This is a genomic window from Caballeronia sp. BCC1704 (assembly GCF_902833455.1).
Taxonomy (GTDB): Bacteria; Pseudomonadota; Gammaproteobacteria; order Burkholderiales; family Burkholderiaceae; genus Caballeronia.
Genome location: NZ_CADFFT010000001.1, coordinates 1,265,825 through 1,283,997, shown reverse-complemented (window position 1 = coordinate 1,283,997; position 18,173 = coordinate 1,265,825). Strand labels below are relative to the sequence as shown.

The 18,173-nt window shown below is 64.1% G+C and carries 19 protein-coding genes and 1 pseudogene; 11 read left to right on the top strand and 9 right to left on the bottom strand.

Features of this window, described 5'->3' with window-relative positions; translation table 11 throughout:
• The first annotated feature begins 66 nt into the window (after nt 1–66).
• The 3 genes from HWX53_RS05995 to HWX53_RS05985 all read left to right on the top strand — a co-directional run bounded on the left by HWX53_RS05995 (nt 67) and on the right by HWX53_RS05985 (nt 2,117).
• Entirely contained in the window at nt 67–312 is a 246-nt protein-coding gene (locus tag HWX53_RS05995) for an energy transducer TonB (protein ID WP_175939878.1), read from the top strand.
• Nucleotides 313–524: 212 nt separating this feature from the next.
• A complete protein-coding gene (gene tal / locus HWX53_RS05990; RefSeq protein ID WP_175939877.1) occupies nt 525–1,478 on the top strand; it encodes a transaldolase in 954 nt (317 codons plus the stop codon).
• Between the two features lie 177 nt (nt 1,479–1,655).
• The gene (locus HWX53_RS05985; protein ID WP_175939876.1) at nt 1,656–2,117 is read left to right on the top strand and encodes a VOC family protein; all 462 of its coding nucleotides are present in this window, start codon (nt 1,656–1,658) and stop codon (nt 2,115–2,117) included.
• A gap of 12 nt (nt 2,118–2,129) precedes the next feature.
• On the opposite strand, the gene HWX53_RS05980 is transcribed toward HWX53_RS05985, so the two are convergent.
• The 5 genes and pseudogenes from HWX53_RS05980 to HWX53_RS27575 all read right to left on the bottom strand — a co-directional run.
• On the bottom strand, nt 2,130–3,248 hold the full coding sequence (locus HWX53_RS05980) for an FUSC family protein (RefSeq protein WP_175939875.1): 1,119 nt from the start codon (nt 3,246–3,248) through the stop codon (nt 2,130–2,132).
• A 129-nt stretch (nt 3,249–3,377) separates the two neighbouring features.
• The gene (locus HWX53_RS05975) at nt 3,378–4,928 is read right to left on the bottom strand and encodes a sodium:solute symporter (protein WP_175940625.1); all 1,551 of its coding nucleotides are present in this window, start codon (nt 4,926–4,928) and stop codon (nt 3,378–3,380) included.
• Nucleotides 4,928–5,182 carry a DUF3311 domain-containing protein gene (locus HWX53_RS05970; protein WP_175939874.1) on the bottom strand — a complete coding sequence of 85 codons (255 nt, stop codon included), beginning with the start codon at nt 5,180–5,182 and terminating at the stop codon, nt 4,928–4,930. Before HWX53_RS05970 ends, HWX53_RS05975 begins: the two co-directional genes overlap by 1 nt.
• Nucleotides 5,183–5,398: 216 nt before the next feature.
• On the bottom strand, nt 5,399–6,283 hold the full coding sequence (locus HWX53_RS05965) for a spermidine synthase (protein ID WP_175939873.1): 885 nt from the start codon (nt 6,281–6,283) through the stop codon (nt 5,399–5,401).
• Nucleotides 6,280–6,369, bottom strand: a pseudogene (locus HWX53_RS27575) (DNA-deoxyinosine glycosylase); the annotation flags it as partial. The pseudogene HWX53_RS27575 and the gene HWX53_RS05965, both read right to left, overlap by 4 nt.
• 285 nt (nt 6,370–6,654) lie before the next feature.
• On the opposite strand from HWX53_RS27575, the gene HWX53_RS05960 reads away from it, so the two are divergent.
• Nucleotides 6,655–7,620 (top strand): restriction endonuclease, encoded by a 966-nt coding sequence (locus tag HWX53_RS05960; RefSeq protein ID WP_175939872.1) that lies wholly within the window; start codon nt 6,655–6,657, stop codon nt 7,618–7,620.
• Between the two features lie 101 nt (nt 7,621–7,721).
• Here the strand turns inward: HWX53_RS05960 and HWX53_RS05955 are convergent, their stop codons facing one another.
• Together HWX53_RS05955 and HWX53_RS05950 are read right to left on the bottom strand one after the other, a co-directional pair.
• A complete protein-coding gene (locus HWX53_RS05955) occupies nt 7,722–8,198 on the bottom strand; it encodes a DNA-deoxyinosine glycosylase (protein ID WP_175939871.1) in 477 nt (158 codons plus the stop codon).
• Nucleotides 8,195–8,839, bottom strand: a complete 645-nt coding sequence (locus tag HWX53_RS05950; protein ID WP_175940624.1) for a chorismate lyase — start codon at nt 8,837–8,839, stop codon at nt 8,195–8,197. The genes HWX53_RS05955 and HWX53_RS05950 overlap by 4 nt, the downstream gene beginning before the upstream one ends.
• 119 nt (nt 8,840–8,958) lie before the next feature.
• On the opposite strand from HWX53_RS05950, the gene HWX53_RS05945 reads away from it, so the two are divergent.
• Nucleotides 8,959–9,216 carry a hypothetical protein gene (locus HWX53_RS05945; protein ID WP_175939870.1) on the top strand — a complete coding sequence of 86 codons (258 nt, stop codon included), beginning with the start codon at nt 8,959–8,961 and terminating at the stop codon, nt 9,214–9,216.
• 57 nt (nt 9,217–9,273) lie between these two features.
• On the opposite strand, the gene htpG is transcribed toward HWX53_RS05945, so the two are convergent.
• Nucleotides 9,274–11,178, bottom strand: coding sequence for a molecular chaperone HtpG (gene htpG / locus HWX53_RS05940; protein ID WP_175939869.1), 1,905 nt, complete (start codon nt 11,176–11,178; stop codon nt 9,274–9,276).
• A 177-nt stretch (nt 11,179–11,355) separates the two neighbouring features.
• Here htpG and HWX53_RS05935 point away from each other — a divergent pair, with 177 nt between their 5' ends.
• Entirely contained in the window at nt 11,356–11,898 is a 543-nt protein-coding gene (locus tag HWX53_RS05935) for a Rhs element Vgr protein (protein ID WP_175939868.1), read from the top strand.
• Here HWX53_RS05935 and HWX53_RS05930 read toward each other — a convergent pair.
• A complete protein-coding gene (locus HWX53_RS05930; RefSeq protein WP_175939867.1) occupies nt 11,895–13,343 on the bottom strand; it encodes a PLP-dependent aminotransferase family protein in 1,449 nt (482 codons plus the stop codon). The two genes, HWX53_RS05935 and HWX53_RS05930, sit on opposite strands and share 4 nt — an antisense overlap.
• Nucleotides 13,344–13,529: 186 nt before the next feature.
• Between HWX53_RS05930 and HWX53_RS05925 the strand changes: the two genes are divergently transcribed.
• The 5 genes from HWX53_RS05925 to HWX53_RS05905 all read left to right on the top strand — a co-directional run bounded on the left by HWX53_RS05925 (nt 13,530) and on the right by HWX53_RS05905 (nt 18,110).
• On the top strand, nt 13,530–14,357 hold the full coding sequence (locus HWX53_RS05925) for a VOC family protein (RefSeq protein WP_175939866.1): 828 nt from the start codon (nt 13,530–13,532) through the stop codon (nt 14,355–14,357).
• Nucleotides 14,358–14,382: 25 nt separating this feature from the next.
• Nucleotides 14,383–15,336, top strand: coding sequence for a DMT family transporter (locus tag HWX53_RS05920; RefSeq protein WP_175939865.1), 954 nt, complete (start codon nt 14,383–14,385; stop codon nt 15,334–15,336).
• Between the two features lie 94 nt (nt 15,337–15,430).
• Complete coding sequence (locus HWX53_RS05915; RefSeq protein ID WP_175939864.1) at nt 15,431–16,627, top strand: PLP-dependent aminotransferase family protein; 1,197 nt, start codon at nt 15,431–15,433, stop codon at nt 16,625–16,627.
• 49 nt (nt 16,628–16,676) lie between these two features.
• Nucleotides 16,677–17,138, top strand: coding sequence for a RidA family protein (locus HWX53_RS05910; protein ID WP_175939863.1), 462 nt, complete (start codon nt 16,677–16,679; stop codon nt 17,136–17,138).
• 81 nt (nt 17,139–17,219) lie between these two features.
• Nucleotides 17,220–18,110, top strand: coding sequence for a PhzF family phenazine biosynthesis protein (locus HWX53_RS05905; protein WP_175939862.1), 891 nt, complete (start codon nt 17,220–17,222; stop codon nt 18,108–18,110).
• Nucleotides 18,111–18,173 lie beyond the last annotated feature (63 nt).

Here is an 18,173-nt window from a genome sequence, read left to right as displayed (position 1 = left end):
CAATGCGGGAATCGGCCGAACGTGCTTCGCGCCGATGCACCACCACCGCATTTCAGAATCACGAAGATGGCTTTGCTCGACAAGCTGCTCGCGCGCACCGCGCCGCCCGGCTCCGCGAAACGCAAGACGATCGTCCGCGTACTGCTCGACGACGCCGGCCACGTTCAGGACGTCGTCCTGAAAATGAGTTGTGGCGACACCGCAAAAGACGCGCACGCGCTCGAAGAAGTGCGCAAGATGCGCTTCGCCCGCGGGCAGCTCGGCTCCGGGACCGTGCGGCGCTGGCACGAACTCGCGTACGCCGTCGACTGACGGATGCATCGCGCGCCGACGGAACGCCCCGGCGCGCGCCCGGTCGAACCAGCGACGCGCACGCCCCGAGCGCGAACAGCACGCGCGGGTCTAGAATGAGACATTGGCAATAGGGGCGAGCCCGGCGCTTCAGAGGCGCACGCCGGCATCGCGATCATGGACACCCGCGGGTTACCGCAATTTGACAAGGCGCTTCGCGCCGACGACTCGACATGACATCCGCTCTCGACCAGCTCAAGCAATACACCACCGTCGTCGCCGATACGGGCGACTTCCAGCAATTCGTTCAGTTCAAGCCGCAGGACGCGACCACGAATCCGTCGCTGATCCTGAAGGCCGTCCAGAAGGACGACTACAAGCCGCTGCTCGAGAAGACCGTCAAGGAGCACGCCGGCAAGCCGATGGGCCAGATCATCGACCATCTGCTGATCGCGTTCGGCACCGAGATTCTGAAGATCGTTCCGGGCCGCGTGTCCACCGAAGTCGACGCGCGCCTTTCGTTCGACACGAAGGGATCCATCGACAAGGGCCTCGAAATCATCAAACTGTACGAAGCCGCGGGCATCAGCCGCGAGCGCGTGCTGATCAAGCTCGCGTCGACGTGGGAAGGCATCCGCGCGGCCGAAGTGCTGCAAAAGGAAGGCATCCGCTGCAACATGACGCTGCTCTTCTCGCTCGCGCAGGCCGCGGCGTGCGCCGAAGCGGGCGCGCAGCTCATTTCGCCGTTCGTCGGCCGCATCTACGACTGGTACAAGAAGTCGGCCGGCGCGGAATGGGACGAAGTGAAGAACGGCGGCGCGAACGATCCCGGCGTGCAGTCGGTGCGCCGCATCTACTCGTACTACAAGAAGTTCGGCTACAAGACCGAGGTCATGGGCGCGAGCTTCCGCACCGTGAGCCAGATCACCGAACTGGCCGGCTGCGATCTGCTCACCATCAGCCCGGACCTGCTGAAGAAGCTGGCGGACAGCGACGAGAAGGTCGAACGCAAGCTGTCGCCGGACGCAGCGGACAACACGGATCTGGAGAAGATCAGCGTCGACGAGCCGTCGTTCCGCTTCGCCGTGAACGAAGACGCCATGGCGACCGAAAAGCTCGCCGAAGGCATCCGCGCGTTCGCGGCGGACGCCATCAAGCTCGAGAAGTTGATCACGGCGCTGCAATAAGAAGATGCGGGGGCGCGGTCGCCGCGCCCTCCGTCGTCTGCCGCAAGGACGTTCAGAAAAGGACGGTTCCAGGCGTCTTTTGACGTAAATTGACCTTCTCCGGGTCGGCGCGGCTTCCGGTTGCAATAGACTTTCGTGCTTTGGCGGGAGCGCCGCCCAAGCTCGGAGAAGCTTTCAATGCAACTGGATACGTATCTTTTCTTCCACGGAGATTGCGCGGACGCCCTCGCGCTGTATCAATCCGCGTTCGGCGCGGAAATTCAGACGCTCATTCGTTTCCGCGACACGCCCGACGCGGCGAACGTGCCGGCGGAGTGGCACGACAAGGTCATGCACGCGCTGTTCAGCGTCGGGGGCACGGCAATCATGGTGTCGGACGGCCAGTTCGGCCAGCCGCACCGCGAATATCAAGGTTTTACGCTATCGATCGGCGCCGAAAACGCCGAAGCAGGCGAGCGCACGTTCAACGCATTGAGCGAAGGTGGCACGGTGCTCACGCCGTGGCAGTCCACATTCTTCACGGCGGGCTTCGGCATGCTGAAAGACCGCTTCGGCGTACCGTGGCTCATCAACGTCGTGAACGCCGTCGAAATGGGCGACGCGCCGCAGCCGTCGCAGGACGCCACGGCGCAGCCCTGAGCGCGCGGGGCGTCAGCCGGGCAGCGGCCGCGCGCCTTCGATATTCCACTGACGCTCAATTTCACTCAGACGCAGCCGCAAGCGATCCACCTGCTCCGCGAAACGCATCGCGAGCCAGTGCATGCCCTGCGTCGATCCATCGCCCTCGTCCGCTTCGACGCTCGCATGCGCGTTCGCGTTCGCGTTCGCGTTCGCGTCGGCACGCATGTACAGCAAACCGACGCGGCCGAAACGCAGCGCGCGCGCCATCTTCAGCAGCTTCTGCCGCACCTGCTGCTCGCGTGGCGAGCAGTCGAGTGCAAAACCGCACGTCGCGCGCGGCGTGTCCGGCATCGACGTCACGAGCATCTCCAGCGCGGCGAGAATCGAGCGATGCAGCCGCTGGATCTCTTCGAGCCGCGCCACCGGCACACGCGTTTCCTTCGCGACGGACTCCATGAGCGCGCGGGACTGCACGAGGCGCTGACTCATCGCGAAGAAGCGGCGCGCGGTTTCTTCCGCGAGCAACGGCGTGCCGTCGAGCAACGCGCCGTAAAGACGCGCGCATTCGCGCAGATTGTCGGCGAGGCGATAACGCCACGAGTACGTCGCGTACTGCGGCAGCACGAACGAGAACGCCAGCGCAATGGCAATCCCGATCAGCACGTTCGCCGTTCGCCACAAGCCGACATCGAACGGCGAATCGCCGTGGCCCGCGACGATTACCATGGTGATCGCCGTCAGCAGCGCGACATAGCCAGCCTTGCCGATGGCGTAATACGCGCACGCCCCGGCGATGGCGGACATCAGAATGAAGAACAGCGCGAGCGAGCCGAAGAGCGTCTGCACCAGAATCAGCATGAGTCCGATGGCCGCGCCGAGCGCCGTGCCGAGCGCGCGCTCGGCCGCTTTCTTGCGGATATTGCCGTAGTGCTGCAACCCGCCGACCACAACTAGAAGCGATACCGACGCCCAACTGCCGTGCGGAATATTGATGCCCGTGGTGACGAGAAACGACGTCGCCATGCCGAGCGCGACGCGCACCGCATGGATCATCTTCGCGTGGCGATAGCGAAAGAACGGTGACGCCAGGCCGTGCATGAGCCGCATCGCGCGGCTTTTGCGCGCTGACGCCGATGTCGATGAAAACATGAGTCGCTCGCGTCGGTAAGCGGTTTGTCGATCAACGGGCGCGAAGCAAAACGCCCGCAACGGCCGATGGCCATTACGGGCGTTAGCGTATCAGAGCCGCCACCGCGTCATGAAACGCGGCACGCGATTTTAGCTTTCCACGACGTCCAGATAGTCCTCGGGCCGCGTGCGGTCATCCGAGCGCTTCAGGCCGATGGCGCGCACCAGAGCGCTCACGCCCACCGACACGATCAGATTGACGATCAGCGCCCACACCGCCGCGTAGCCCGGCACGGCGTAACCGAACATGTGCACCGTGAAGATCGAGCCCTTCAACTGCAGCGACACGGCCATCCACGTGCCGACGGCAATGCCCACCGCCCAGCCGATCAACAGACCGCGATGATCGAGCACCCGCGTATAGAGACCCAGCACGAGCGCGGGCAGCGTCTGAATGATCCAGATGCCGCCGAGCAATTGCAGCTGAATCGCGTAGGTGAGCGGCAGCGCCAGAATGAACACGACCGCGCCGACCTTCACGATCAGCGACACCAGCTTGGCGACGTTGGTTTCCTGCTCCGGCGTCATCGAGCGATTGAGGAACTCGCGATGCACGTTGCGCGTGTAGAGATTGGCCGCTGCGATCGACATGATCGCGGCCGGCACCAGCGCGCCTATGCCGATGGCCGCGAACGCCACGCCCACGAACCACGACGGGAAATAGTGCAAAAAGAGCGCCGGCACCGCGAAGTTCGCGCCGTAGGCCTTGAAGTACGACGCGTACTCCGGCATGTCCTTCACGCCCGAGGCGAGCGCCATGTAGCCGAGTAGCGCCAACAGCCCGAGCACCAGCGAATACGCGGGCAAGAGCGCCATGTTGCGGCGGATGGTGTTGCCCGAGTTCGACGAGAGGATCGCCGTCACCGAATGCGGATACAGGAAGAGTGCGAGCGCCGAGCCGACCGCGAGCGTCGCGTAGGCGCTGTAGCCGTTCAGACTCGCGGCGTCGGGCGCTTTCAGCAGCAGCTTCGCGGGCGGCACGGTACCGAAGATATGCCCGAAGCCGCCGAGTTGCGCGGGAATCACGATCATCGCGGCGATGATGGTGATGTAGATCAGCACGTCCTTGACGACGGCGATCATCGCGGGCGCGCGCAGGCCGGACGTGTACGTGTAGGCCGCGAGAATCGCGAACGCGATGATGAGCGGCAGGTCGCCCACGAAGCCCTGCGTGCTGAAACCGAGCGCGCCGATCACCACTTCGATGCCGACGAGTTGCAGCGCGATATACGGCATGGTCGCGACGATGCCCGTCAGCGCGATGGCGAGCGCGAGCATGCGGCTGTTGTAGCGCGCGTGCACGAAGTCGGCGGCGGTCACATAGCCGTGGCGCTTCGCGATGCTCCAGAGCTTCGGGAACACGACGAACGCGAACGGATAGATCAGGATGGTGTACGGCAGCGCGAAGAAGCCCGTCGCGCCCGCGCCGAACACGAGCGCCGGCACCGCGACGAAGGTGTATGCCGTATAGAGATCGCCGCCGAGCAGGAACCACGTCACGATGGTGCCGAAGCGCCGGCCGCCGAGACCCCATTCGTCGAGCTGGCCGAGGTCCGCCTTGCGCCAGTGCGCCGCGATGAAGCCGAGAATCGTCACCCCGACGAAGAACAGAACGAATACGAAAGTTGCGGTGACGTTCATCATCGCGCGCCTCCTTGGCCTTGCCCCGCGCGGCCGGACGACAGCGCCTTGGTTTTCTTGTAGACGACGGCCGTGATGACCGCGCTCACCAGCACCCAGAGAAGCTGATACCAGTAGAAGAACGGGAAGCCCCACAGCACGGGCTCGATCTTGTTGTAAAACGGCACCCACACCACGCCGATCCACGGAAGGATCAGAAGCCAGAGCCAATGCTTATTACGCGGTTGTCCAGTGCGGCCCGGATCTTGAGCCATGATGGTCTCCAGTTTGTTTTTGAGCATTCGCTTCGAGCCGTGGCCCGCGGAGCCGTCCGGCGGCCCTCGCGCAGACGACACGCCGCAGAAAGCGCCCCGAAATAACAGGAGGAGTATAGGGACCGCCAAAACACGGTCAAGCAGGGAGAATCCCGAGCATTCCCCAGATGTGAAAGGCGCTGAAACGCTTCAGCGCCCTGCGTGATTCGCTTCGAACTAGATGGAGAAAGAGCCGTTCAACGGCAGGCCCGCGCTTTCGGCGAGCCCCTTCACCCACTTGCGCGCGGGCAAGCCGAGCTCCGCTTCGATCAGCTTCGCGCGTTCGACGAGCGCGGCGAACGGCACGTCGAGCGTCGGACCGGCGAACGCAATGGCCACGCGATTGCCATCATGCACTTCGGGCAGCGCGATCACGCGATGATCGAATGCTTCGTTCAGATGGCGCATGTTGCGCACGAAGCTCGGGTGATCGCCGAAGAGATTGATCGTCACGACGCCCGCTTGCGGCGTGAGACAGGCGCGGCACGCCCGATAGAAAGACACGCTGTCGAGCACGGGACCGCGCGCGGTGGCATCGTAGATATCGATCTGCAACGCGCCGATGGTGCCGTGATTCGCGCGGTCGTTGACGAACTCCCATGCGTCGCGCTCGGTCACGGTGAGGCGCGCGTCGTCGTAGGGCAGCTCGAACATGGCGCGCGCGGCGATCACGACCGCCGGATTCAGCTCGACCGCTTCGACCTTTGCTCGCTTCAGATACCGATGACAGAACTTCGTGAGCGCCGCCGCGCCGAGCCCCAGTTGCACGATGCGCTCGGGCGTCTCGATGAAAAGCAGCCACGCCATCATCTGCTGCGCGTACTCCAGTTCGATGTGATCGGGCTTTCGGAGGCGCATCGCGCCTTGCACCCATTCGGTGCCGAAATGCAGATAGCGCACGCCGCCCTCTTCCGAGAACGTCACGGGCGCGAAACGCGGCTTGCGCGGCGCGTCGATGCGCGGCGCCTTGGCGAGATCGTCTTCGTCGTGTCGATGCTTGTCGTTTTTCTTGCGGCTGAACGCACGCGCTTCGGCCGATGCGCGCTTGATGAGAGTCGTCATTGTGTGCTGAGAAGGTCGCGCCAGATGCGCAATTTTTGATCGAACGAGAGGATAGCATTGGCGGGACTGGACGACGGCAACCTCAGGTGTGCAGCCTCTGGCGCACTTCGTAGCGAGCCAAACGTCCCCGCACGATCGCAACCAGTGACTCTGGCAAGTTCTCCTCCGCCTCTATTTAGAAGCGGGTGAGCATATAATCCGAGGACCGCACGCCAAGCTTCGTCACCAAGATATTTCGCATGACTAATGGCAACGAATTCGAACGAAGTACCTTGGTGAGGGCGAGAGAGCGCTCCAATTACAGACAGTCCTTGATTACCGGCAATATGAAAAGCCGTTATTCGCGCCACTCCTGAAGGAACCAGAACAACATGGATGAGCAGTTTCATTATCCTCCCGACGTCTTCAATTTGCTGGTAGACACCATTCCACTGCTATGTCGCAGCAAGCCGGCCGTTTTAGTTTTCCTACAAGGGGCCGGCGTCGCGCAAGACGACCTCGCCGAAGTTGACTCCATTGTCCGCACGAATCGCGACGCCATAAAAAAATTCGAGATCGTCAGCAATGTGCTCGCGAAAGTGAATGCGCGCGGTGACAGTGGCCTTCGTCCGCGTCGCGAGATCATCAAGCGCGTCACGGAATTCGACAGCTTCGAAGCGTGCTGGGAAACCGACCGGCTTAAGGCAAAAGGGCTGGTCGCCGAACTGCGGGCCACGGTTAGCGCGAAGGATTCGTTTACTCGAATGAAACAAGAACGCGATGCGGAACGGGAGCAGTTGCTTGCTCGGCAGCGTGCCGAGCAAGCAGAGGCGGCAGCAAAACGGGCAAAGATTGAGGAAATCAGTGGGCGGCTATTCGCACTTTTCGGGATGGAGGATTCGCCGCAGCAGCGTGGCAAGCAACTTGAAGCTGTATTGAACGACCTATTTAGAGCCTACAGTATTCATCTCCGTGAAGATTTCCGGCGCAAATCTCCCGACAGCGGTACGGTACTCGAACAAATTGACGGCGTCATCGAGTTGGACGGATCGATTTATCTGATCGAGATGAAATGGCTCAATGCGCCCGTAGGAATTGGCGACTTCTCTCCACATCTCAGTCGGCTACTTTTGCGGCCTAACGTACGAGGCATTTTTATTGCCACGAATGGGTATTCCGAACCGGTGCTTACGGAATGCAGAAATGCGCTTAACCTTAGGACGATCTTCCTATGCTCACTGAAAGAGATAGTTATGCTGCTTCAACGCCAGGGAGATCTTCCGTCGCTGCTCAGAAAGAAATCACACGCAGCCGTCATTGAGAAAAACCCATTTCTAGAGATTCTGAACCATTGTTAGGCAGATAGCGGTCAACCGAATTGCGGTTGCGATTGCACTATATGAGTTCTTGATGTGGTCTCTGAGATTACGCGCCAGAAGTGACGATCGATTCCATAAGTTCAGCTGAGAATGTCGCGCCAGATGCGCAATTTTTGATCGAACGAGAGGATAGCATTGGCGGGACTGGACGACGGCAGCACGAGCGTCGCGTAGCCCGCCGCGGCGATCACGGGCGCGAACTTGCCCGATGTCTTGCCGTTGAAGCACACCTTGCGCAGCGTCGGAAAGCGCTCGCGGAACACGGCGAAATCGTTCGGCGATGCGTTGCGGATCGCGCTGTCGAGACTGCCCTCGCGCTCGCATGCGGCGAGCACGTCCCACAGGCCGATGCCGTGCTTCATCACGCGCGCGAGCCGTTCTTCGTAAGCGAGTTCGTGCAACGGTTCGCCGATGACCGCGCCGACCAGCCGCCAGAACTGGTTGCGCGGATGCGCGTAGTACTGCGTCGCCGCGAGCGACGCGACGCCCGGAAAGCTGCCGAGAATCAGCGTATGCGTATGCGCGTCGCCAACCGGCGCAAAGCCCGCAAGCTTCATCGCGCTTCGCCGTGGACGACGCGCTTCGCATGCGAGCTCAAATGCTCGTAGGCCCGCGCATGTTCCCGATGCACCGCATGCGGCGCATCGCGCGATGCGAGCGCGCGCCAGAGCGCATCGAGAAAGCATTCGGTGACCATCAGCGCCGCGCCGTGGCGCAGGAACACGGACCGCCTCGCGACGAGCGTGTGATTCGCTTCCGCCTGCTTCGCCGCCAGCCGATACAGCGGATGCCGCGCCGTCAGCACGCGGCTCGCGAGCATCGAACGCGACACGCTGCTGTCGCTATAGAGAAGCTCGGCGAGCGGTCGCGTGCGCAGGCGTCGCATGGACTGCCACACGCCCGTGCTGTGCGACAGCGCGACGATGCTGTGCGCCGCGACGAACGGTACGCCGTCGACCTTCAGCACGACTTCGCGCGTCCAGACCGGCGTGCGCGGCGTCCCGCCGAGCGCGCGCCATTCGTCGCGCCACGGAATATCGACGGCTTCGCGCGTGACGTCGACCGTCACCGCGCCGAGCGTGCGCAGATGGGCGGTCAGCGAACCCCCACGCGTGAGCCAGTCTTTCTGATCGTCACTGCAAACAGGATGCGGCGCGATGCGCCAGTGGGCATCGACGGGATCGTTCGGAATCGGCATGGCGGCCATTTAAAACCGGCCTCGGGTTCGGATGAATCGTATGGCAAGCGTGGCGCGGGCGGGTAAGACTATCGAATCCGCGTGCCATCGGCATCGCGAGAAACATTGAGGATATCAAAATGACGAAGAACACGAAGCAAACCTCGCCGAACGTCGCGCACCTTGCCGCCGAAACGCTGCACGATCCGAAGGCGTCCGCTATCGCGAAGAAGCTGGCTGGATCGGCGCTCGCGCAATCGCATTCTTCTAAGCAGACGAGCGCTGAAATGGAGCACAAAGCGGGCGAAGTGCTCCACAGCACGAAGTATTCGCAAGAGACGAAGACGCTCGCCGCATCCGTGCTCGCGCAATCGACCAAAGACCGCAAGAGCAAATAAAAAACGCGCTGCCGGCTTACCCGGCAGCGCGTTCTTCCATGCGCGATTCAGTGCGGCTTAATGCGCCAACAACAACGCGTTCGTCCGCTTCACGAAGCTCGCCGGATCTTCCAGCATCCCGCCTTCGGCCAGAAGCGCCTGATCGAATAGCAGATGGCACCAGTCCGCGAAATTCGCGTTCTCGGCGTTCAGCGCCTTCACGAGCGGATGGTCCGGATTCACCTCGAGAATCGGCTCCGCCTGCGGCGCCTTCTGCCCCGCCGCCTTCAGCATGCGCTGCAGATAGCCGCTCATGTCGCCTTCGTCCGCGACGAGACAGCTCGGCGAATCGGTCAGGCGGAACGTGAGGCGCACGTCCTTCGCCTTGCCTTGAAGCGCCTCTTTCATCTTCTCGACGAGCGGCTTCATTTCCTCGCCGACCTTCTCCTGCTGCTGTTTCTCTTCGTCGTTGAGCGCGCCGAGATCGAGGTCGCCGCGCGCCACGCTCGCGAGCGGCTTGCCGTCGAATTCATTCAGGAACGACAGCATCCATTCGTCGACGCGATCCGTCAGCAGCAACACCTCGACGCCCTTCTTGCGGAAAACTTCGAGGTGCGGGCTGTTCTTCGCGGCCTGCCAATTGTCGGCGGTCACGTAGTAGATCTTCGTCTGCTCGGGCTTCATGCGCGCGACGTAATCGGCGAGCGACACGTTCTGCACGTCGCTGTCGTTATGCGTCGATGCAAAGCGCACGAGCTTCGCGATGCGCTCGCGATTGCTGAAATCCTCGCCGATGCCTTCCTTCAGCACCTGGCCGAACTCGCGCCAGAACGTCGCGTACTTTTCCTTGTCGGCGTCTTCGGTCGCTTCGGCCGAAGACGTCGCCAGTTCTTCGAGCATCGAAAGCACGCGCTTGGTCACGCCTTCGCGAATGGCCTTCACGTCGCGGCTTTCCTGCAGGATTTCACGCGACACGTTGAGCGGCAAGTCCGCCGAATCGACCACGCCCTTCACGAAGCGCAGATACGCGGGCAGCAGTTGCTCGGCGTCGTCCATGATGAACACGCGCTTCACGTAGAGCTTCAGGCCGCCGCGATGTTCGCGGTTCCACAGATCGAACGGCGCGTGCTTCGGCACGTACAGCAGTTGCGTGTACTCGCTGCGGCCTTCGACGCGGTTGTGCGTCCACGCGAGCGGATCGTCGTGATCGTGCGAGATGTGCTGATAGAACTGCTTGTACTGCTCGTCGGTGATCTCGCTCTTCGGGCGCGTCCAGAGCGCGCTCGCCTGATTGACGGTCTCGTCCTCGTCCTTCACGACCATCTCGCTCTTCTCGGCGTCCCATTCTTCCTTCTTCATCAGAATGGGCAGCGCGACGTGATCCGAGTACTTCTGGATGATCGACTTGAGGCGATACGACGACAGCAGATCGTCCTCGTCGGCACGCAGATGCAGCGTGATGGTGGTGCCGCGTTGGGCGCGCTCGATATCCTCGACTTCGAAATCGCCCTCGCCCGCGCTCGTCCAGCGCACGCCCTGGCTCGCCGGCAGGCCCGCGCGGCGCGTTTCGACCGTGATCTTGTCCGCGACGATGAAGCCCGAATAGAAGCCCACGCCGAACTGGCCGATGAGCGCGGCGTCCTTTTGCTGGTCGCCGGAGAGCTTCGAGAAGAACTCCTTGGTGCCGGACCGCGCGATGGTGCCCAGATGCGAAATGGCTTCGTCGCGGCTCATGCCGATGCCGTTGTCGTCGATGGTGACGGTGCGCGCGGCTTTATCGAACGAAATCCGGATGCGCAGGTCGGGATCGTTCTCGTACAGCGCGCTGTTTTCGATGGCTTCGAAGCGCAGCTTGTCCGCCGCGTCCGATGCGTTCGAAATCAGCTCGCGCAGGAAGATTTCCTTGTTGCTGTACAGCGAATGGATCATCAGGTGCAGAAGCTGCTTCACTTCCGCCTGAAAGCTCATGGTTTCTTGCGCCATGGTCGGGTCCTCTGGTTGATGTCGTCAGATGCTGTCGTGCCGCCGGGCGATGCGGCCGGCTTTCGGCGCGCCGCCCGGCGAATTCGTCCGATATGAGGGCGGCCCGCGCCATTTCAAGAGCGCGAGCGCCGCTTTCGATAAGATCCGCCTGCGCCACTCTCAAGCTCGCCGAACGACATGCTCAAGCCCGCCCGCCGCTCCCGCCCGCTCACGTCCGGCGAGATCGCGCTGGCGCGACTCGTCTTTCGCGATTCGATCGACTATTCGACGGTGCGCGTGCATGCGCGGGCGTATCTGCCCTTCGGCTTGCAGCCGCCGCATACCGCGATGGCGCCGAACGGCAGCCTCTATTTCCCGCGCGCGTGCCATCGCGACGACTTCTCGGCGTGCGGCATCGGCGATCAGATGTGGTTCATCCACGAGATGACGCACGTGTGGCAGTTCCAGCTCGGCTATTGGGTGCGCCTGCGCGGCGCGATTCGCATCGGGCTCGGCTACGGATATGTGCTCGGACCGGACAAGCGTCTGTCCGACTACAACATGGAAGCGCAAGGCAATCTGCTCGCCGACTACTTCGCGCTGAAGTTCCACGACGCGCCCGGCGCGCTCTACGAACACCGCTACCGGCACGCGCCCGATGCGCTCGCGCGCTACGAAACGGTGCTCGCGGATTTCATCGACGCGCCGCTCTCACGACGCCATTTGCCGGGCGGCCGCTAGATCGCCCGCCGCGCAACCTTCTCCAGATGGCCCGCGATCAGCGCGGGCAGCGCCGGATCGCCGCAATTGGCGACGTTGAAGCGCATCCAAGTAGTCGGCGATTGCTGCGGCGAGAAGAGGCTGCCGGGCGTCATCAGAAAGCCGGCTTCGTGACCCGCCGCCGCCAGACCATCGGAATCGACGCCCGCGTCCGCCCACAGGAACATGCCCGCCTCGGGCGTCGTGAAGAGCCGCAGGCCGGTGCTTTCCAGCATCCGCGCGGTCTTGTCGCGCACGGTGTCGAGCCGCGTCCGCAGCCGCTCGACGTGGCGCCGGTAGTGGCCCTCGGTCAGAATCTTGTAGACGACGCGTTCGTTCAGCTCCGGGCTCGTCATGCCGACGAGCATCTTTTGATCGGCAAGCGCGTTCGCCACGTCCACCGACGCCGCGACGTAGCCCACGCGCAGATTCGCGGCGAGCGTCTTCGAGAAGCTGCCGAGAAAGATCACGCGCTTCAGTTGATCGAGCGATGCGAGGCGCGTGGCGGCGAAGCCCGTCGGGCAAAGATCGCCGTAGACATCGTCCTCGACGACGATGAAGTCGTACTCCTGCGCGAGCTGAAGAATGCGAAACGCCTGCGCCGCCGTCAGCGACGTCCCGGTCGGATTGTGGAGCACCGAATTGACGATGAGCATCTTCGGCCGCCACGTCGCGACGAGCGTCTCAAGCGCGTTTAGATCCGGACCTTCGGGCGTATACGGCATGCCGACGAGCCGCGCGCCTTGCGACGCGAAGCGGCCGAACATCTGGAACCACGCGGGATCGCCGACGATCACCGTATCGCCCGGTTTCACGTAAATCCGCGCGATCAGGTCGATGGCCTGCGTGATGCCCGACGTCAGCACGATCTGCTGCTCCGATGCGCCGATCTCCAGTTCCGCGAGCCGCGTCTGCAACTGCTGGCGCAGCGGCAGAAAGCCCTGCGGCGTGCCGAGGCCGAGCATTTGCGCGCCGGCGAGACGGCTCATGGAGCGCAGCGCGTTGGTGATCAGTTCGCCGTCGAGCCAGCGCGAAGGCAGGTAGCCCAGGCCGGGCCCCTTCTCGGGACTCGCCGTGTGCAGCATGTTACGCAAGAGCCAGACGACGTCGATGGTGCTCTGCACCGGCTCGCGATGCGACGCGGCAAGCGCGCCCGGCGCAGGCGGCGTGACGCGATCGCGCACGTAGAAGCCCGAGCCGCGCCGCGAATCCAGATAGCCGTGCGCGACGAGCCGCTCGTAGGCTTCGACCACGGTGAAACGCGACACGCCCTTGTCGATCGCGAGCTTGCGGATGGACGGCATGCGCATGCCGGGCCGGAACACGCGCTCGTCGATGCGGCGTCGGCCCCACTGCACGAGCTGGTCGACGAGCGTGAGTTGCTGGGCGTCGTGCGGCGCGGGAATCTGGTCGAGCGGAACGGACATGCGGACCTCGGCGGACGGATCGGCACAGGATGGGCGAAAACTGTACCGAATGGGATCAGGCCGATTGTACCGTTACTGTTCTGGTGATTGCCGCTACATTTTCCTTTCCGGCGACCGGTACGGACGCCCGACGGGCCAGAATCAGCGGTTATGCTATCGGCCCCCGATTACCGCCTCACGCCAGCCATGACCGCTCATCCGCTGAAACTCGACCATCTCGTGATCGCCGCACGCACGCTCGAAGAAGGCGCGCGGTTCGTCGCCGCGAAGTTCGGCGTGGAAACCGCGCCGGGCGGCGCGCACGCGCAGATGCGCACGCACAACCGGCTGCTGAATCTGTGGGGCGGCGCGTATCTCGAAGTGATCGCCATCGATCCGGCGGCGCCGCCGCGCGAGGCGCCGCGCGCGCGTCTCTTCGCGCTCGACGATCCGGCGATGCAGGTGCGCCTCGCCGACGGTCCGCAGCTCGTGCACTGGGTCGCGCGCGTCGAGCGTCCGAAGTCGCTCGCGCGTTGGCGCGAGCAGTATCCGCAACGCATTGCGCCGGTCGTCGCGATGTCGCGCGGCGGCAATACGTGGGGCCTCACCGTTCCCGACGACGGCGCGTTCCCCGCGTGGCAAGGCGCCGGCGACGGCGTGCTGCCCTCGCTGATTCAGTGGGACACGCCGCGCCATCCGAGCGGCGCGCTGCCGGAGACCGGCATCCTGCTGCGCTCGCTGACGGGCTATCACCCGAACGCGGAGGCAGTCGCGGAGCAGCTTGCGTGGCTCGACGCGGCGCATCTGATGCGCGTCGAAGCGACGGCGGGCGCGCCCGCGCTCGTCGCGGAATTCGAGTTGCCGGACGGCTCCGTCGTGACGCTTGGCGAAACCGCCGAATCGTCGGATGCGGCCCGGCGCGCGCAGGAAGAAGCGCAGCAGGCGTCGAACAAACGCCGCCGCGCGAAGGCCCGCAAGGCGGACGAAGACGCGCCGCAGCCGGAACTCCCGCTTTCACCCGAAATACCTGAATGAAGCATAAGAAAGGAGACGCCCCACGATGAGAACCCGCGAAACCGAAGGCATGCTGCTCGGCCTGATCGGCGTCGTCATCTTCAGCCTGACGCTGCCGATGACGCGCATCGTGGTGCAGGAAGTGCATCCGCTTCTGAACGGCCTCGGGCGCGCGCTCGTCGCGGCGATTCCGGCGGCGCTGCTGCTCGCCTGGCGGCGCGAGAAACGCCCGACCTGGCCGCAGGTGAAGAGCCTCGCGGTCGTATCGCTCGGCGTGATCATCGCGTTCCCGGTGTTTTCCGCCTGGGCGATGAAAACCGTGCCCGCGTCGCACGGCGCGGTGGTCAACGGCTTGCAGCCGCTGTGCGTCGCCATCTACGCGGCGTGGTTGTCGCACGAACGGCCGTCGAAGGCGTTCTGGGCGAGCGCCGTGGCGGGCAGCGCGATCGTCGTTGCGTTCGCGTTGCAGGCGGGCGGCGGCGACCTGCAGGCGGGCGACCTTCTGATGCTCGTCGCGGTCGGCATCGGCGCGCTCGGTTACGCGGAAGGCGCGCGGCTCGCGCGTCAGATGGGCGGCTGGCAGGTCATCTGCTGGGCGCTCGTGCTGTCCGCGCCGTTCCTGCTGCTACCGGTGGGCTGGCTCGCGTGGGCGCATCACGCCGCGCACCCGGAGCCGCTCGCGTTGCGCACGTGGCTCGCGTTCGGCTACGTCACGCTCTTTTCGCAGTTCATCGGCTTCTTCGCCTGGTACGCCGGACTCGCGATGGGCGGCATCGCGCGCGTCGGACAGGTGCAACTGCTGCAGATCTTCTTCACGATGGCGTTCTCCGCGCTCTTCTTCGGCGAGCACGTGAGCGCATCGACGTGGCTCTATGCGGCCGCGGTGATCGTCACGGTGGTGATCGGCCGCAAGACCGCCGTGCGCGCCGCGCCGGCTGCGGTTAGCAGCGTCAGTAAGAGCCCGGCGCCCGTGGCCGCGCATCCCGGCCACGCAAAATAACTCACGCGGGCGATAATCGCAGTTTGCGCGTCTTCCTTGCACACGCGAACGCAACAACCGAAACCCGAGACAACCGAGACAACCGAGACACTTCATGAATCAAGCCGACCTCCGCGCCACGCCGTGGCAACTCTCCGAACGCGCCCGCAAGCTCACCAGTTCGGCGATTCGTGAAATTCTGAAGGTGACGGAGCGGCCCGAAGTCATTTCCTTCGCGGGCGGACTGCCCTCGCCGGCCACGTTCCCGGTCGAAGAGATGCGCGAAGCGTCGGAGCGCATCCTGCGCGATCAGCCGTCGGCGGCGTTGCAATACAGCGCGACCGAAGGCTTCATGCCGCTGCGCGAATGGGTGGCCGCGCGCTATTCGGTGAACGGCGTGACCATCCGCCCGACGCAGGTGCTCATCACGACCGGCTCGCAGCAGGCGCTCGACCTGCTCGGCAAGGTGCTGATCGATCCGGGCAGCCGCGTGCTCGTCGAAACGCCGACGTATCTCGGCGCGCTGCAATCATTCTCGCTGTTCGAGCCGAACTACGTGCAGGTGCCGACGGACGAATCGGGCCTGATCCCCGAAGGTCTCGATGCCGCGCTCGCCGCAAATGCGCGGCTCTTGTACGCACAGCCGAACTTCCAGAACCCGACCGGCCGCCGCCTGCCGCTCGCCCGCCGCCGCGCGCTCGCGGCGTTCGCGCAGAAGGCCGCGTTTCCCGTGATCGAAGACGATCCGTACGGCGCGCTCGACTACGCCGGCGCGCCGCTGCCGACGCTGCTCTCGATGGCGCCGGACCATATCGTGCACCTCGGCTCGTTCTCGAAGGTGCTCGCGCCGGGCCTGCGCGTGGGCTACATCATCGCGCCCGAGGAACTGCACTTCAAGCTCGTGCAGTCGAAGCAGGCCACCGATCTTCATACGCCGAGCCTCACGCAGCGCATCGTGTACGAAGTCGTTAAGGACGGCTTTCTCGATACGCACGTGCCGACCATCCGCGCGCTGTATCGCGACCAGTGCGCCGCGATGCTCGCCGCGCTGGAACGCCACATGCCGGCGGGAGTCGAATGGAACCGGCCGGAAGGCGGCATGTTCGTGTGGGTGAAGCTGCCGAAGCACATCGATTCGATGAAGCTGCTTGAACAGTCCATCGCGCAAAACGTGGCCTTCGTGCCGGGCGGTCCGTTCTTCGCTAATCAGGCCGAACACAATACGATGCGCCTCTCGTTCGTCACGGTCCCGCCCGCGACGATCGACGAAGGCGTCGCGAAGCTGGGCGCGCTGATTCGCGCGAGCATCTGACGGGATTCACGGGCGCACGGGCGCCCTTCACTCTTGAACAGGAGCAACGATGGCATCCAACGTGTACGACAAGCTGAAGGAACTCGGCATCGACCTGCCCAGCGCGGGCGCGCCGGCCGCCGCTTACGTGATGAGCGCGCAAAGCGGCAACACCGTCTATCTGTCGGGCCATATCGCGAAGAAGGACGGCAAGCCGTACGTCGGCAAGCTCGGCGACACGCTCACGACCGAAGAAGGCAAGGCCGCCGCGCGCAATGTCGCCATCGACCTGATCGCGACGCTGCACGCGCACACCGGCGATCTGTCCCGCGTGAAGCGCATCGTCAAGGTGATGAGCCTCGTGAACTCGACCTTCGATTTCACCGAGCAGCACCTCGTGACCAACGGCGCGTCGGAACTCATCGCGGACGTGTTCGGCGAGGCCGGCAAGCACGCGCGCTCGGCGTTCGGCGTCGCGCAAATCCCGCTCGGCGCGTGCGTCGAGATCGAGTTGATCGCCGAAGTCGGCTGATCGCGACGGCTCTTGCGCAGCCCCGCAAACCCGGCCGCGTGAGCGCGCCGGGTTTTTTTATCACCCTTCCAATTTCAAACCATGTCCGCCCGCACCGTGCGCTTCAGTCAGGTCGATGTCTTCACGTCCGTCGCGTTCAAAGGCAACCCGCTCGCGGTGGTTTTCGACGCCGACGATCTTTCCACCGAGCGCATGCAGGCCATCGCGCGCTGGACCAATCTCTCCGAGACCGCGTTCCTCCTGCGGCCGACCGATCCGCGCGCCGATTATCGCGTGCGCATCTTCACGACGGCGACCGAGCTTCCGTTTGCCGGCCATCCGACGCTCGGCACCGCGCACGCGCTGCGTTCGAGCGGCTACGTGCCGAAAGAACCGGGAACGCTCGTGCAGGAATGCGGCGTCGGGCTGGTGACGCTGCGCGAGCGCGATGACGGATGCTGGGCGTTCGCCGCGCCGCCCGCGCGCATCGTCGAGCTGAATGATTCGCAGCGAGAGCGTCTCGCCACCGCGCTCGCGCCGGTCGAGATCGACTTCAGCGCGCCGCCGTGCGCCGTCGACAACGGCGCGCCGTGGCTCATCGTGCGTCTGCGCGACGCGCAACAATGCCTCGCGATGTCGCTTCGCGGCGAAGCACGGCAGGCGTTGACGGCGCTCGTCGGGGAAGTCGGCACGCATGGGCTCGTGGTCTATGGCCCGCATGAGAACGGCGTGCCGGCCACCTACGAACTGCGCGCGCTGCTGCTCGGCGCGGAAAACGTCGAAGATCCGGTGACGGGCAGCGCCAACGCCGCGCTCGCCATGTTGCTGACGCGTCAAGGCAGGCGGCCGGGCGACGCCTATACGGTGCGCCAGGGCACGGCGCTCGATCGTGACGGCCGCGTGACCGTCATCTACGACGACCGCGCGGACGGCTCTCAGGTGTGGATCGGTGGCGACTCCGTGACAGTCATCGAAGGGACAATCCGCTTGTGAAACAATGACCTGCGCGCGGCTAGCCGTAAACCCCGAGCGGCCATGCTTTTGCTTTCTTAATCG

Coding starts and splice junctions, on each gene's coding strand:
- HWX53_RS05995 (WP_175939878.1), top strand. CDS start 67: ATGGCTTTGCTCGACAAGCTGCTCGCGCGCACCGCGCCGCCCGGCTCC.
- tal (WP_175939877.1), top strand. CDS start 525: ATGACATCCGCTCTCGACCAGCTCAAGCAATACACCACCGTCGTCGCC.
- HWX53_RS05985 (WP_175939876.1), top strand. CDS start 1,656: ATGCAACTGGATACGTATCTTTTCTTCCACGGAGATTGCGCGGACGCC.
- HWX53_RS05980 (WP_175939875.1), bottom strand. CDS start 3,248: ATGTTTTCATCGACATCGGCGTCAGCGCGCAAAAGCCGCGCGATGCGG.
- HWX53_RS05975 (WP_175940625.1), bottom strand. CDS start 4,928: ATGAACGTCACCGCAACTTTCGTATTCGTTCTGTTCTTCGTCGGGGTG.
- HWX53_RS05970 (WP_175939874.1), bottom strand. CDS start 5,182: ATGGCTCAAGATCCGGGCCGCACTGGACAACCGCGTAATAAGCATTGG.
- HWX53_RS05965 (WP_175939873.1), bottom strand. CDS start 6,283: ATGACGACTCTCATCAAGCGCGCATCGGCCGAAGCGCGTGCGTTCAGC.
- HWX53_RS05960 (WP_175939872.1), top strand. CDS start 6,655: ATGGATGAGCAGTTTCATTATCCTCCCGACGTCTTCAATTTGCTGGTA.
- HWX53_RS05955 (WP_175939871.1), bottom strand. CDS start 8,198: ATGAAGCTTGCGGGCTTTGCGCCGGTTGGCGACGCGCATACGCATACG.
- HWX53_RS05950 (WP_175940624.1), bottom strand. CDS start 8,839: ATGCCGATTCCGAACGATCCCGTCGATGCCCACTGGCGCATCGCGCCG.
- HWX53_RS05945 (WP_175939870.1), top strand. CDS start 8,959: ATGACGAAGAACACGAAGCAAACCTCGCCGAACGTCGCGCACCTTGCC.
- htpG (WP_175939869.1), bottom strand. CDS start 11,178: ATGGCGCAAGAAACCATGAGCTTTCAGGCGGAAGTGAAGCAGCTTCTG.
- HWX53_RS05935 (WP_175939868.1), top strand. CDS start 11,356: ATGCTCAAGCCCGCCCGCCGCTCCCGCCCGCTCACGTCCGGCGAGATC.
- HWX53_RS05930 (WP_175939867.1), bottom strand. CDS start 13,343: ATGTCCGTTCCGCTCGACCAGATTCCCGCGCCGCACGACGCCCAGCAA.
- HWX53_RS05925 (WP_175939866.1), top strand. CDS start 13,530: ATGACCGCTCATCCGCTGAAACTCGACCATCTCGTGATCGCCGCACGC.
- HWX53_RS05920 (WP_175939865.1), top strand. CDS start 14,383: ATGAGAACCCGCGAAACCGAAGGCATGCTGCTCGGCCTGATCGGCGTC.
- HWX53_RS05915 (WP_175939864.1), top strand. CDS start 15,431: ATGAATCAAGCCGACCTCCGCGCCACGCCGTGGCAACTCTCCGAACGC.
- HWX53_RS05910 (WP_175939863.1), top strand. CDS start 16,677: ATGGCATCCAACGTGTACGACAAGCTGAAGGAACTCGGCATCGACCTG.
- HWX53_RS05905 (WP_175939862.1), top strand. CDS start 17,220: ATGTCCGCCCGCACCGTGCGCTTCAGTCAGGTCGATGTCTTCACGTCC.